The following is a 12762-nucleotide window of genomic DNA, read 5'->3' as shown; positions in this document are numbered from 1 at the left end:
CTCCACCTCAACGCAGACAAAAATCCTCTGCGACAAACCGGTAGCGCGCCCTCTTCAGTTCAATGGGAATCCCGGCGGTGACCAGGAAGACATGGTCCGCCTGCTCCGCCATCCGCTGGTTCATCCAGCCGGCCAAATCGCGAAACATCCGGCCCAACGGATATTCCGGAACGAGGCCGTCGCCGACTTCGTTCGTCACGATCACCAGCCAGCCTTGCAGCTCTTTCGCCGCAGCAAGAAGATGACTCACTTGCTGCTCGATCCGTCTTTCCGGATCATCCTGCTCCGTACACAGCAGCCAATTGGATAACCACAGGGTGAGGCAATCGACGAGCACCACGGGTTCAGCCGACACTGTACCGGCGATCTCCTCCAAACGCCCAGTGAGATCATACGGCTCCTCGATCGTCTGCCAGCCGGCCATCGACTGCTCCCGCCGCTCCCGATGGCGGGCGATGCGCTCCGCCATCTCCCCATCGCCCGCTTCCGCCGTGGCGATATAGTATCCGGGTGCACTGTAATGTTCGCTGATTCGCAGGGCGAGCTGCTCAGCGAAGCGGCTCTTGCCGCTGCGCGCGCCGCCCGTAACGAGTGTAATCAACCGCATCACATCCCCTTATCGCGAGATCCCTGCGCCGTCAAAGGTCGCCATCTCGTTCACGATCGCTGCCGCGCTGTCGATGATCGGGAAGAGAAGAGCCGCCCCCGTTCCTTCACCGAGCCGCATATTCACATGCAAGACCGGGGTCAGACCGATGCAGTCCAGCATTTTCTGATGCCCCCGTTCCTCGGACAGATGGGATGCAATCATATACGACACGGATTGAGGCGCCATGCGCGCGGCGGCCAGCGCAGCAGCCGACGAGATGAATCCGTCGATCACCACGGGGCAGCGTCTGCTCGCTGCACCGAGGATCACACCGACTAAGCCGGCGATCTCCAATCCGCCGACCTTCGCCAGCACATCCGCGGCATCCTGCCGGTCCGGCTGGTTCACCTCGATCGCACGCTCGATGACCGCCGCCTTGTGCCGCAGTTTCTCCTCATCGATGCCCGTGCCGCGGCCGACAACCTCGATCACCGGCAGCCCGCCCAAGACGCTGAGGATCGCCGCACTGGGCGTGGTGTTGCCGATCCCCATCTCACCTGTAGCCAATACGCGGTATCCTTGCTGATAGAGATGATCGACGATGCGAATGCCGACGCTGATCGCCTCATATGCCTCTTCCAGCGTCATCGCCGCTTCCCTCGCCATATTGCGCGTTCCCCGCCGCACATTGCAGGACAGGAGCCGCTCATGCTTCACTTCGGTCTTCACCCCGACGTCGACGCAGTACACAGAAGCTCCGGCTTGTCTCGCCAATACATTGACCGCTGCGCCGCCGTCCAAGATGTTCAGCACCATCTGCGCCGTCACTTCCTGGGGGTAGGCGCTGACGCCTTCCGCACAGACCCCGTGATCGCCGGCCATGACGACGACGGCTTTGCGCTGTTTCTGCAGCTTGATCGAACCCGTGATCCCCGCCAGCTGCACGGCGATCTTCTCAAGCCGGCCGAGGCTGCCCGGCGGCTTGGTCAACTGATCGAGATGCTGCGCCATCTCTTCCATCGCCGTGTAATCCAGCTCGGCAATGCCGCTGATCGTATCGTGCACGTATGCCTTCCAACGATCCTTCCTTTGTTCCTTCACCCTCAGCACCTGCCCGTCCTTTTTGCCTTGACCTACAAAATACTCCTTATGCACAGCTTCCTTATACACGGATTTCTTATATACAACTTCCTAAACTTCCTTACACATCTTCCTCGCCCGCACCATCCAACGCTTCACATCAACCGGCGGACCGTGTCCTCAAGCACCTGAATTGCAGCCCTGCAGCAACTTGACCGTCCCGCTGCCCTATAACAAGATCTGCGGGACTTGGCGCTGTGGATGAACGACGATCGTCGGGCGAATCCCGTAGGCCTGTTCAAGAATCTCCGCGCGGATGATGGTCTCCGGTGTGCCCGTTGCGAGTACCTCGCCTTCGCAGAGCACCATGATCCGATCGCAATACAGAGCCGCCAGATTCAGATCATGCAGCACCGCCACAACCGTAAGGCCCGCGCTGCGCTGCCATGCTCTCACATAGTCCATCATCTGCTGTTGATAACCGATATCCAGATAGGTCGTCGGCTCATCCAACATCAGTAAGTCGGGCTGCTGGACCGTCACCTTGGCCAAGGCCGCCCGCTGGCGTTCGCCGCCGCTCAGCGCCTCAACCGGGCGATCCGCCAATTCCGTAAGATCCAGATCCGCCAGCACTTGATCGATGAGCTCACCGGCATCTGTCCGCTCTTCTCCCAGCCAGTTCTGATAGGGATACCTGCCCATCTCCGCAACCTCCCGCACCGTAAACCCTACCGGAGGCAGGGCTTCCTGCGGGAGCACAGCGATGTGCTGCGCCAGCTGCTTCCCGGAGAATTGAGCGAGGTTCGTCCCCTGGAGCAGAATCTCGCCCGCGCTGGGCGGCTCGACGCCGGATAACAGCTTGATCAACGTCGACTTGCCGCTGCCGTTCGGACCGATGATGCCGAAAAACTCCCCCTTCTGAACCTGCAGGCTGACACCGCGCAGCACCAGCCGGGAGCCGATGCGCTTGTCCACGCCGGCGGCTTGCAGCATTACCCTGTGCTCCAATTAGATCGCCACCTTTCGCTTATGCCGGACAAGCAGCCATGCAAAGAACGGCGCACCGAGGAATGCGGTGACCACTCCGAGCGGGATCTCCGTCGGGCTCAGCAGCAAGCGAGCCATCGTATCCGCCCATAGAACATAGATCCCGCCGTAGATCGCAGAAAGGGGCAGCAGGAGCCGATAGTCGGGACCGACAAGCAAGCGTATGAGATGCGGCGTCACCAGGCCAACGAAGCCGATCGTACCTGAAACCGAGACCGCCGCTGCGCTCAGCAAGGTCCCCAAGATCAAGACGATGCGCTTCGTGCGTTCCACATGGACGCCGAGATGCGCGGCCTGCCGTTCTCCCAGCGAGAATAGATTCAGTGCTCGAGCGAAGCCCATCAGCACTAGGGCGCCGGCCGCAAGATACGGAGCCAGCATCATGGAGAAAGACCAGTCCCGCAACGCCAGGCTGCCCATCAGCCAGAACACGATCTCGTTCACGACGGAGTCGGACAACGACACGAGCAGGGAGACCACCGCACCGAAAAATGCCTGCACGACAACACCCGCCAGGATTATCGTCTCGATCTTAAACTTGCCGTTCACCGAAGCGAGCCGCATGACGATGAACAGGGACAAAAGCGCCGTGATGAAGGCTGCGATGGGAACGGTCCATTGTCCGATCACATAATGCCAACCAAAGGAGATCAGAAACGCCGCGCCAAAGGAAGCGCCCGAAGCAACCCCTAATGTATAAGAATCTGCCAGCGGGTTGCGCAGCACACCCTGAAACGCTGCCCCTGCCAAGGACAGCGACGCGCCGACAAGGATCGCCAGTACAACGCGCGGGAAGCGTACCTGCAGCACGATCTGTTCATAAGCCTGCGAAGAGATAGGTTCCGCTCCCCATCCAGTCACTGAATGCAAAACGATCGACCACACCTCCGCAATGGGGATATTGGCCGTTCCCAGCGAGAGGCTGACGATCATCGAGAGGGCGAGGAGCAGGCATCCTGCTCCTCCCCAAAAGAATAATCTCCGTTTCATGGCTTACTCGAACAGCTCAGGGTAGATACCGGCGGCAACCTCCAACAGTGCATCGGTGATCCTCGGTCCTGGACGGCTCAGAATATCTTCATTCACACCCACGATTGCGTCGTTCTTCAGCGCTTCGATCGAACCCCAGCCGGGACGGGTCTTGATCAATTCAACCAGCGGCTTGCCCGTCTCGTAATCCGTGATATCTGCATAGATGATGATATCCGGATTCGCTTCGATCACCGCTTCCGGGCTGATCTGCGCCCATTGATCCAACTCGGAAGCGATATTGACGCCGCCGGATGTAACGATGAGCTCATCCATGAAGGAGCCCTTGCCGGCCGTCCACAACGGCGCATATTCGATATACACCTTCTTCTTCTGGTCTTCCGGAATATCGCTCACCCGATCGAGCACATACTGCTTGTCTGCTCTCATCTTCTCAGCGACAACCTGCGCCTCAGCCTGCGCGTCCGTAATCTTGCCGATCTTGAGGATCGAATCGATGACCTCGTCGATGGTCACCGGTTCCGTCGCATATACCGTGATGCCGAGATCCCGTAGATACTGCACCACCGAACCATTCAGAGAAACACCGGCGAAGACGATATCCGGTTCTACGGCCAGGATCGCTTCGGGATTGCTCTGCAGATTGCCCACCTTCGGCTTCTCCAGCGCTTCCTCCGGATAGTTGTCATAATCCCCGACACCGACGATGCGGTCACCAAGGCCCAGCGCGAAGAGGATCTCCGTCTGGCTCGGCGCGATGGAGACGATCTTCTGCGGCGCCTGTTCAATCGTCATCTCCGTACCGGAATCATCCATCACGGTCAGCGGATAGATGGTACGGTCTGCTTCCTCCTCTAGCGCCGCTTCTTCGCTGCCTTCCTCCTCGCCGGCAGCATGGCTGTTTTGCGCATCATCTTGTTGGACAGACTGCTCGTTATTGACGTCGGCAGGATCTGCGTTTATCCCATCTGCTCCGCATGCCGCCAGTGTGAATACCATGAGCAGTGTAATCAGTGCTGTGAGCCATTTTCTCATCTTCTCATCTCTCCCTGTTGTGATGATTCTGTGAGAATGCGCTTGTTTGCTGTGCAGGACCTCCTCGCAGAACCAAAACAAAAACCTCCAATCCTAAGGGACTGGAGGTTCAGCGTTCAGGCTGCGCAATCACCCGATGATCACGCCTATCTATCAACAACCCGAGCGCCCGAATCCTTATCCGCGAAGGATCTGCGAGCTGCATCTGCAGGCAGGTCTCCTGACTTACGGGTATCGACCGTTCCGCCTTCCCATCTTGACGACAGTGGCATCATGGAACAGGTCACCCGCTCACAGTGGCGCGACCGTGCCGGATTTGCACCGGACTTCCCTTTTAACCCCAGTGAACAGCCGCTTCCCATGTCGGGCAGCCGGCTCACGAGGGCACCTGCAGATTGATTCCATATTCTATTGGACAAGCTTGCAATCTCGTAAGTGATTATACGACAACCATCCTATGAAAGCAATGACAGGAAATTGAACGGAGTTGTAAGTTTTGCGCCATTGCAGTTAGCACCTTTGCACCTTTGCAGTTTGCACCTTTGCCATTGCAGTTTGCACCTTTGCAATTACATCTTTGCACTTTTGCATCTTTACACCTTTGCGTCGTAACGGAACTGGAGGCCCTTATCTCTGCATTTTCGCGGAGGTTATGTGAGATAACGGAACAAGAGTACGCTATTCTAGCAAAAACAGCTGAAAATCATCTATTTCGATGAAATAACGAACCGGCGTTCCGTTAGATTGTAAAAATGAGAGATTTCGCTCAAATAACGCACCACAGTTCCGTTAAGCTTCATTCCGTTCATCTTCATTCCGTTCATCTTCATTCCGTTCATCTTCATTCGTTCATCTTCATTCCATTCATCTTCATTCCGTTCAACTCCATTCCATTCCGTTCAGCGTCACATCATCAATACCGATCATCCAACAGCCGCGGATAGCCGGTCGGGATGGAGCCGGCGATTCGCAGCATCTCCTCGGGAGGCACCCGATCGAGCAGCGAAGTCGAAAGGATCATCAGATATTGCATGCTGTTTCGCTCGAACTCCAGCACATGATATCCGCCCCCCGGCGTAAGACTGAGAAGAACCGGCGTGCCGTCTTGCAGCTCCATCCTGGCCGTGACTCGGTCCTCAGAGATTTCCACCTTATCGCGGACCGGCTTGATCATCATCAGCAGGCGCTCATTCGGACGGTGTTCATCCAGATACACCACTTCCAGATAATCATCCTTCGTATAGCGGTCATGGCACTTGCCCAGTTGATGGGTGAAACGGACCTGCGGCAGGTAGATGGGCAGATTGATGCGCTGCAGGTAACGCAGCTCACAATCCCGCAGGGCGTCATACACCGTCTTATAACCGAGCTGCAGGAAGGGTTGTTCGATGTCCGGTGTCCGGGACTCAGCAGTAGCCGCCGATTGATCGTGCGATCGATCTTCCGCAGCTTCGATGCGGCGTTCTGCCATCCGATGTTGATCGTGATCAGGAGCAGGATCGCGAACATGGTCTTGTGTCAGCCCCTCCGGTTCCTGGGATTCCGCCTCCAATTCATAGGACAGCTCGGACCATAGGATCAGGCCGGCAAAAGCGAATAAGCTGATAAAATAGACCGTTAGCAATCTCTGCATAAAAAAACACCTTTCCAAGCTTTTGCCATTATCCTCCCCAAAAGCCTGGAAAAGTATGTGAAAACGGTGCGTCAATGAGTTGGCGCCCCGAATCAGGAAGTATGCGGTTTCTTCACATACTTTCGCGCCTTCTCCAGGGCTTCTTGTTCCGTCTCGCCGGTCACATAGCGGCCGTTGATATAGATGAACGCATAGCGGTCGCATGGGCCGCAGTACGATTTGCACCCGACTCGGATGCGGGAATCAGGAGCCATCTCCTCGAGTTGTTTCTTCAACCGATCCACGTTAATATGCCTGCATTTGTGACAGATTCGGATATCGTTAGCAGGTTTTACACGTCTCTCAACACTCATCAATACTCACCATGATAACCCTTAGACGGGTTAGTAATCACATATCCCTCTTGCGGGAAATAGAGATAATCGATCTTCACTCCATCGAGGAAAGGCTCGTCTCGCTGCAGGATGACCTCGATCTTCTTATCGGTCATCACCACTTCATCCTGCTCGGTCGGCTTGTCCAGCGTCAAGCCGTAGTGGGCATGGTCGCCATGCATATGAGTAATAAAGACACGAAACTTCAGGTCTTGGTTTGTTTCTTGCTCAAGTTCTCTGAGCATGACTTTCGCTGCGTTGCGCGTAATTTTGCATCTCAATTGATCTTCATCTCCTATTAATCATAAATGAACAGCCGCATGATCATGCGGCTGTCAAGCTCACATCATAGTATATTATAACTTGTCGGCGCCGGAATGGCGAATCCTCGCTTCCATCCTGCTCTTCGCCGGTGATCGTCTATCGCATTAAGCGAACCTTGGGATCTGCCAAACCACGGGATTCACTTGAATCTCATCGCCCAGCCATTCCCGGGCGATCTTCTGGAAGAGGACAGGGTCGCCGCTGCAGAAAAACTGGTGCACCGGCATCTCCAAGGTGGATGCGAGCTGGCCTCTGTGATACAGCAATGTGCTGACCTCGCGGGCCGTTTCTTCCGCAGAGCTGATGAGCTCTACCTCCGGTCCAAGAAAGGCCGAGATAGCATCCGCCAAGAACGGATAATGCGTGCATCCCAGGATGAGAGTATCGATGTCCAGCTGTTTAAATTCGTGCAGGGCCCGTTCGACAACGGGTTTACATTTGCTGGAACGATACAGACCTTGCTCCACCAAGGTCACGAATTCGGGACATGCCTTGCTGTAAACCTGCAGATGCGGTGCGATGCGTTTCAGCGCCTGTTCATAGGAGCGGCTCTTAATCGTGCCCTCGGTGCCGATGACACCGATCGCTCCTTTCATGCTGCGCTTAATCGCCGCCCGCACCCCCGGCTGGATGACACCGACTACCGGAACATCCGTCATCGCTTTGATCTCATCCAAGGCTGCTGCCGTTGCTGTGTTGCACGCGATCACGATCATCTTCGGATCATATTGGAGCAGATAGCTCACGATCTGCTTCGTGAACAGCCTCACTTCTTCCGAAGGGCGCGGTCCATAAGGTGCTCGCAGCGTATCCCCAAAATAGATGATCCGCTCCAGCGGCAGCTGCCGCATCACTTCCTTCGCTACCGTCAGTCCGCCGACACCGGAATCCAATATTGCAATAGGATGTTCCAAGGAAACATCGCTTCCTTCGTTATATTTTTGGTCTTGCTCGCTAATAGTACCATATGTCCTAACCTGTCATGATGTCCCTATCCCCATGCTGCAGCACCGTCTGAATCACAAAATCGCCGCAAGCAAGAAAGCCGGAACGAAAGCCGACCTTCGCCCCGACTTCACCCATGACACGGATTACTTCAACAGTTCGCGCTGCAGATATTGCTCCACGGATTGTCGGAAAGCTTGCAGAAGTTCAACAAGCCGCGGCTTCCAAACCTCCAGCATGGACGCATCAAGTGCATAATACCTCTGCACCAACGGTTTCCGAAGTTTCACCAGCTCATGCAGGTCAGCGCCAAGGGAATCATCGAATACCCCTTCTTCCCTCAGTACTTCGACGATATCCTCATAGCTGCTCGCATCCCGCATGATAAAACCATCGATCATCAAACTCCCGATATCCGTGACCAATTCAGCCGCCAGATGCAGCGTTCTCTCCCAGGCCAGCCGCTCCAATGACGGCGGCATCGCCGGTTTCTTCTGCAGCTCGCCCACCGCTTCCAGCAACCATTCATCTATGTATCGAAAGCGCTGCTCGATCTGCCCGCGATCTACATAATACATCTTCAGCCAGCCTCCTGTTACAGCCCTTTCTTGCGTCCTCGGCGTTTCAGCCAGATCGTCCCGATGACGAAAGTCAGGATGATCACCGCCAGGATCGTCACATATTCGGACATGTTCTCCATCGCCTAATCCTCCAACATGATAATCCGCAAGCCGTACAATCGATCAGCGGCTCTACGACTCGTAATCAACAGACACCGATACATCCTTCACCTCAGCGATATAGCGAATCACTTCCTGATGAACCGGATGATCGTTATAGATCTGCAAATCTTCCAGCGAATCAAACTTGGCTACCAGCGCCAAATCATAGGATCGCTCGGAACGCACGACATCGACGCCGACTTCCAAGGATCGAAGCTGGGGAATCTTCCCCTCCATGGACGCGAGCACCTCCCGCGTGCGCTGGATGTTCTCTTCGGAACGGTCTTTTAACTTAAAAAATACGATATGCGTGATCATGTGTGAATACTCCCTCGTCCTTGTCAATATGCCCAATAGCTGACTAAATTGTAGCATACTTTAACCCGTCTGAACACAGCCCTCATAAGGCGTAGAGCGAACCGATTGCAGGCCGGGCTGAAGTGCCCGCAAGCGATCCGCAAACAGCTCGCAGAGCGCGCATCGCGCTGGTTCGGCCCGTCCGTTTCAGCCCGTCCTCCGTCTTAAACCGGAGGCTGTCAGCCCCGGTTCGCCAGCTTGTTGAAATGGTCATGCAGAGCATCCCGCAGTTCCAGATAGGCTTCGAGATACGGCTGATACAGCTTGCCGACCTCCGGGTCCGGCGTTATGGTGCGAATCGACAGCTGCGGCGAGATGTGCTGCCAAGCCTCGAATTCATCGCGGTACACACCGCTGCCGATCCCGGCCAGAAGCGCTGCGCCGAGCATCGTCGCTTCTTCCACATTCGGAATATGGAACGTGCAGCCGGTCACATCCGCCTTGATCTGCATCAGCACTTGGTTGCGCGTCCCGCCGCCGACGGCCGTGATCGTGTTGATCGGCTGTCCGGAAGCCTGCTCCGCCGCGCGGCGAATCGCCGCGAACTCATACACCGTACCCTCCAGCACAGCTCTCATCATATCAGCGCGGGTATGGTTCACGCTGATGCCGATGAAAGAGGACAGCATATTCGGATTCGGCTTCGGCGCCCCGCTGCCGGACAGATACGGATAATACAGGATGCCCGTAGGTTTCCGCTCCGTCTCCGCCAGCATCCGGTTCATATCCTCGTAAGCGATCGGCGGGTCCTGAATGATCTTGCGCATCCATTCGACGGAACCGCCGGAGGAAGAGATGCCCCCCATCCAGAAATACCGCCCTGGCAGCACATGTTTGCCGTGGGACATCCCGGTCCGGAACTCCTTCTCGCCGAGCCGGCGCTCCGGCAGGATGCCGACAAGGGTCTCCGCCGTGCCCATCGAATCGAAGACATGGCCGGGCTCAAGCGCACCAACGGCGACGCTGGCGCACAGGTGGTCATGACCGCAGACGGCAACCGCCAAGCCCTCCCGCAGTCCGCTGACGACAGCAGCTTCGGCATGCACCTTCCCGCCCGCTTGTCCCGCCGGCAGAACCTTAGGGAAGGTGACTTCGCCGAGTCCGAACTGCTCGAGGAAGCCGCGGTCCCACTGCTGGTTATGTAAATCATAGGCATAGGTGCGCGCAGCTAAGGAAGCATCGGTGAAGCGCTGCCCTGTCAAGCGATAGGCGATATAATCCGACACCGAAAGCCAACACGCATCCTTCAGAATCCCAGCATCCTGATCCTTCAGCCACATCATCTTCAGCATGCCGTACTTGAAGCTGGGGTTCAGCCCAGAGCGCGAGAAACGAGTCAGCGCATCACTCGCAGCCTTGATACGTTCCAACTGGGGCAGCGAACGCTTATCGAACCACGGGATGACATGGGATTTGGGCTTGCCGCTCACCAGATCGATCAAGAGCCCCGCCTCCGCCATACTCGTGATCCCAAGGCAACGCACAGGCTCCTCCGCCTTCGCCGCCGCTTCACGCAATACCTCTGCTGCCGTCGCCCACATCCACTCCGGATCATAATACGGCAGCCCGTCCTCGGTATAAGATGTCTTCGTCGGACGGCTGGCTGCAGCTGCCAACCGGCCGTCTTCATAGAATAAACCCGCTTTGATATTGGTCGTACCCACATCCAATCCTAGTAACAATCCCATCATCCTCTGCTATATCGAATTTTGATCTTATTGTAACATGATCGCAGGCAAAGCAAAACATTGCCGACATGCACCAAAGGCGCACAGCCAAAAGAGGCAGCCGCTTATTCAGCAGGCTGCCCCTTTGGGTGTTGTTTAATAAAAGACCGTACGGCTGATGATCACCAACAAAATAAACAGCACGAGAATAGTACCCGTAGACGTCCAGAAGCCGCCGCCTACTCCACCACCTGCAGCGTAACCCATTCGCTTCACCTCCCGATAAAGCATTGATACATTATATCGCTTCGCGGGAGATGCGTATGGTTAAGCGCACAACCTGCAAAGAAATTAGACGTTCGCCCGGCGGGGGCAAGGCAGGGGCTCGGAACGAATCAGATTACAGCTTCATCTTCTCCGCCGTTGTTAACCTGCGTCCCGAAACATCGAAGATCACTTGGCCGTCCACCAAGCCGATGAGGCGCGTCGCATATTTCTCTGCCCACTCGATCTGCGGGATCGTAAAAAGCACCGTCGCCTTATGCTTATCGCACATGTAGCGAAGATCCTTCAGCACAAGCTGAGCGGATTCGGGATCCAGCCCGATGACGGGTTCATCGGCGACGATGATGTCCGCTCCCTGGATCAGCGCCTTCGCCACGGCGACCCGCTGCTTCTCGCCGCCGCTCAGCGTCTGAACCTTGCGATGGGCCAGGTCCAGCAGGCCGACATTCTCCAGATAATCCATCGCCGTCATGTATTCCCGCTTCGTCCGCGCTCCGATCAGTTTGCGCCAGGTTGGCAGCAGACCCGAAAGGACATTCTTCAGCGCCGTCTTGTTCGGATTCAAGCTGATCTCCTTCGGCGGAAGATAGGCACAGATGCTCCTATACCTCAGCTGAGCGAGCCAGCCCTGCTTAAGCAAATCATCATCGTCATAGATGAATTCGCCGCCGTCCCATCGCTCCCTTAAGGCGATGCACTTCAGCAGGACGCTCTTGCCGCTGCCGCTCGGCCCCAGGATCGCAACCATCTCGCCCTGGCCGGCCGCCAGCGAGACACCTTTCAGCACGACCTGTTCATCGTAGGATTTTCTAAGATTGCGTATAATCATGTATCCGTTCACCCACTTAGCCAACGATTCTATGAAGATCTGTCAGATCCTGTTATAGATGCTATGAAACGATTGAATCCGATTACAGCCGTTATTGCCATTGTACCCCTTTTCGGAAACAGAAAACAACCGAGAACCCGCTCTGTCCTCGGTTGAAGCCCGTCAAGAACGCATATTGCTCTTCCATTTCTCCCACAATTCCTTCGCTGCGGGATTGAAGAAGATCGTTACGATCCAACTGAATGCGATGATCGCTGGAAAGGCCGGGCTAACCGAGAACACCTCGGGCATCAGCATGGCAGCGAGCAGCATGCCTGACCCAACCACGGATACACATACATTTAACAGCCGGATCATCAGGATCAATCGTTCCAAGTCCATCCCCGTACTCCTATCCTTCTAAGATTGATGAGTTCGTACGTATGTCCCAGTCGATCTATCACTAATGTATCATATTTTTCCAACGATTTCGACTGTAATTTCTCATTCCTAAGGGTTCCGCCTCCCTAGCGCTCAGAGGTACAGCCGCCCATAACGCATCATCCAACGCTCAGAGGCGGTATCACCCGATGCCGAATCACCGGATCACCGCATCGACTCATCTCTCCGTACACAGGCCGCAGCCTCTAATGTTCAGCTTATGACGATTTTTCGCGGCTATGACCATCATTTTCGACCGCTTGTCCCGGCGCCCTCACTCATCCATCGCAGGATCCTTGCTTTAGGTTAATTGCAGATAGACCGTCAGGGGAACAAAGCTGAGAGCGATCACACCAACCGCGATCCCGCCGGCCAGCTTGCCTTCCCGCCAAAGCGTTCGTGCAACCAAGTACGTATAATAGGTCAGATAGGCGGCTGTTCCGTACAAGATCCAGATCATTCTTG

Annotated in this window: 16 protein-coding genes and 1 riboswitch; all 16 genes read right to left on the bottom strand. The window is 55.8% G+C overall.

Annotated elements, in window-relative coordinates; genetic code table 11:
- Nucleotides 1-7: 7 nt before the first annotated feature.
- The 16 genes from cobU to PRECH8_RS13820 all read right to left on the bottom strand — a co-directional run bounded on the left by cobU (nucleotide 8) and on the right by PRECH8_RS13820 (nucleotide 12757).
- A complete protein-coding gene (gene cobU / locus PRECH8_RS13895) occupies nucleotides 8-601 on the bottom strand; it encodes a bifunctional adenosylcobinamide kinase/adenosylcobinamide-phosphate guanylyltransferase (RefSeq protein WP_200967692.1) in 594 nt (197 codons plus the stop codon).
- A gap of 15 nt (nucleotides 602-616) precedes the next feature.
- The gene (gene cobT / locus PRECH8_RS13890; protein ID WP_371871226.1) at nucleotides 617-1690 is read right to left on the bottom strand and encodes a nicotinate-nucleotide--dimethylbenzimidazole phosphoribosyltransferase; all 1074 of its coding nucleotides are present in this window, start codon (nucleotides 1688-1690) and stop codon (nucleotides 617-619) included.
- 207 nt (nucleotides 1691-1897) lie between these two features.
- Entirely contained in the window at nucleotides 1898-2662 is a 765-nt protein-coding gene (locus tag PRECH8_RS13885) for a heme ABC transporter ATP-binding protein (protein WP_200967714.1), read from the bottom strand.
- A 15-nt stretch (nucleotides 2663-2677) separates the two neighbouring features.
- Entirely contained in the window at nucleotides 2678-3706 is a 1029-nt protein-coding gene (locus tag PRECH8_RS13880) for a FecCD family ABC transporter permease (protein WP_200967691.1), read from the bottom strand.
- 3 nt (nucleotides 3707-3709) lie between these two features.
- A complete protein-coding gene (locus PRECH8_RS13875) occupies nucleotides 3710-4741 on the bottom strand; it encodes an ABC transporter substrate-binding protein (RefSeq protein WP_200967690.1) in 1032 nt (343 codons plus the stop codon).
- A 193-nt stretch (nucleotides 4742-4934) separates the two neighbouring features.
- Nucleotides 4935-5148, bottom strand: a riboswitch (cobalamin riboswitch).
- Between the two features lie 506 nt (nucleotides 5149-5654).
- A complete protein-coding gene (locus tag PRECH8_RS13870; protein ID WP_200967689.1) occupies nucleotides 5655-6374 on the bottom strand; it encodes a hypothetical protein in 720 nt (239 codons plus the stop codon).
- A gap of 92 nt (nucleotides 6375-6466) precedes the next feature.
- On the bottom strand, nucleotides 6467-6727 hold the full coding sequence (locus PRECH8_RS13865; RefSeq protein ID WP_200967688.1) for a YuzB family protein: 261 nt from the start codon (nucleotides 6725-6727) through the stop codon (nucleotides 6467-6469).
- Nucleotides 6727-7029, bottom strand: coding sequence for an iron-sulfur cluster assembly accessory protein (locus PRECH8_RS13860; RefSeq protein WP_200967687.1), 303 nt, complete (start codon nucleotides 7027-7029; stop codon nucleotides 6727-6729). Before PRECH8_RS13860 ends, PRECH8_RS13865 begins: the two co-directional genes overlap by 1 nt.
- Nucleotides 7030-7176: 147 nt before the next feature.
- Nucleotides 7177-7986, bottom strand: coding sequence for a glutamate racemase (racE, locus tag PRECH8_RS13855; protein WP_200967686.1), 810 nt, complete (start codon nucleotides 7984-7986; stop codon nucleotides 7177-7179).
- Between the two features lie 177 nt (nucleotides 7987-8163).
- Entirely contained in the window at nucleotides 8164-8595 is a 432-nt protein-coding gene (locus tag PRECH8_RS13850; protein WP_200967685.1) for a DUF86 domain-containing protein, read from the bottom strand.
- Between the two features lie 174 nt (nucleotides 8596-8769).
- The gene (locus PRECH8_RS13845; RefSeq protein ID WP_200967684.1) at nucleotides 8770-9057 is read right to left on the bottom strand and encodes a Dabb family protein; all 288 of its coding nucleotides are present in this window, start codon (nucleotides 9055-9057) and stop codon (nucleotides 8770-8772) included.
- 218 nt (nucleotides 9058-9275) lie between these two features.
- Complete coding sequence (locus tag PRECH8_RS13840; RefSeq protein WP_207161808.1) at nucleotides 9276-10784, bottom strand: FGGY-family carbohydrate kinase; 1509 nt, start codon at nucleotides 10782-10784, stop codon at nucleotides 9276-9278.
- A 135-nt stretch (nucleotides 10785-10919) separates the two neighbouring features.
- On the bottom strand, nucleotides 10920-11030 hold the full coding sequence (locus PRECH8_RS13835; RefSeq protein WP_200967682.1) for a sporulation protein YjcZ: 111 nt from the start codon (nucleotides 11028-11030) through the stop codon (nucleotides 10920-10922).
- 133 nt (nucleotides 11031-11163) lie between these two features.
- A complete protein-coding gene (locus tag PRECH8_RS13830; RefSeq protein ID WP_200967681.1) occupies nucleotides 11164-11877 on the bottom strand; it encodes a phosphonate ABC transporter ATP-binding protein in 714 nt (237 codons plus the stop codon).
- Nucleotides 11878-12039: 162 nt separating this feature from the next.
- Nucleotides 12040-12258 (bottom strand): hypothetical protein, encoded by a 219-nt coding sequence (locus tag PRECH8_RS13825; protein ID WP_200967680.1) that lies wholly within the window; start codon nucleotides 12256-12258, stop codon nucleotides 12040-12042.
- Nucleotides 12259-12598: 340 nt separating this feature from the next.
- On the bottom strand, nucleotides 12599-12757 hold the full coding sequence (locus tag PRECH8_RS13820; RefSeq protein ID WP_200967679.1) for a hypothetical protein: 159 nt from the start codon (nucleotides 12755-12757) through the stop codon (nucleotides 12599-12601).
- Nucleotides 12758-12762 lie beyond the last annotated feature (5 nt).

This window comes from Insulibacter thermoxylanivorax (assembly GCF_015472005.1).
In the GTDB taxonomy this organism is placed as follows: Bacteria; Bacillota; Bacilli; order Paenibacillales; family DA-C8; genus Insulibacter; species Insulibacter thermoxylanivorax.
Note: the sequence above shows the minus strand (reverse complement) of the source record. Positions and strands in the feature narration are given on the sequence as shown.

Excerpts from the sequence above, each read along its gene's own strand:
- PRECH8_RS13885 (WP_200967714.1), bottom strand. The coding sequence starts at position 2,662 with ATGCTGCAAGCCGCCGGCGTGGACAAGCGCATCGGCTCCCGGCTGGTG.
- PRECH8_RS13880 (WP_200967691.1), bottom strand. The coding sequence starts at position 3,706 with ATGAAACGGAGATTATTCTTTTGGGGAGGAGCAGGATGCCTGCTCCTC.
- PRECH8_RS13875 (WP_200967690.1), bottom strand. The coding sequence starts at position 4,741 with ATGAGAAAATGGCTCACAGCACTGATTACACTGCTCATGGTATTCACA.
- PRECH8_RS13870 (WP_200967689.1), bottom strand. The coding sequence starts at position 6,374 with ATGCAGAGATTGCTAACGGTCTATTTTATCAGCTTATTCGCTTTTGCC.
- PRECH8_RS13865 (WP_200967688.1), bottom strand. The coding sequence starts at position 6,727 with ATGAGTGTTGAGAGACGTGTAAAACCTGCTAACGATATCCGAATCTGT.
- PRECH8_RS13850 (WP_200967685.1), bottom strand. The coding sequence starts at position 8,595 with ATGTATTATGTAGATCGCGGGCAGATCGAGCAGCGCTTTCGATACATA.
- PRECH8_RS13845 (WP_200967684.1), bottom strand. The coding sequence starts at position 9,057 with ATGATCACGCATATCGTATTTTTTAAGTTAAAAGACCGTTCCGAAGAG.
- PRECH8_RS13840 (WP_207161808.1), bottom strand. The coding sequence starts at position 10,784 with ATGGGATTGTTACTAGGATTGGATGTGGGTACGACCAATATCAAAGCG.
- PRECH8_RS13835 (WP_200967682.1), bottom strand. The coding sequence starts at position 11,030 with ATGGGTTACGCTGCAGGTGGTGGAGTAGGCGGCGGCTTCTGGACGTCT.
- PRECH8_RS13830 (WP_200967681.1), bottom strand. The coding sequence starts at position 11,877 with ATGATTATACGCAATCTTAGAAAATCCTACGATGAACAGGTCGTGCTG.
- PRECH8_RS13825 (WP_200967680.1), bottom strand. The coding sequence starts at position 12,258 with ATGGACTTGGAACGATTGATCCTGATGATCCGGCTGTTAAATGTATGT.
- PRECH8_RS13820 (WP_200967679.1), bottom strand. The coding sequence starts at position 12,757 with ATGATCTGGATCTTGTACGGAACAGCCGCCTATCTGACCTATTATACG.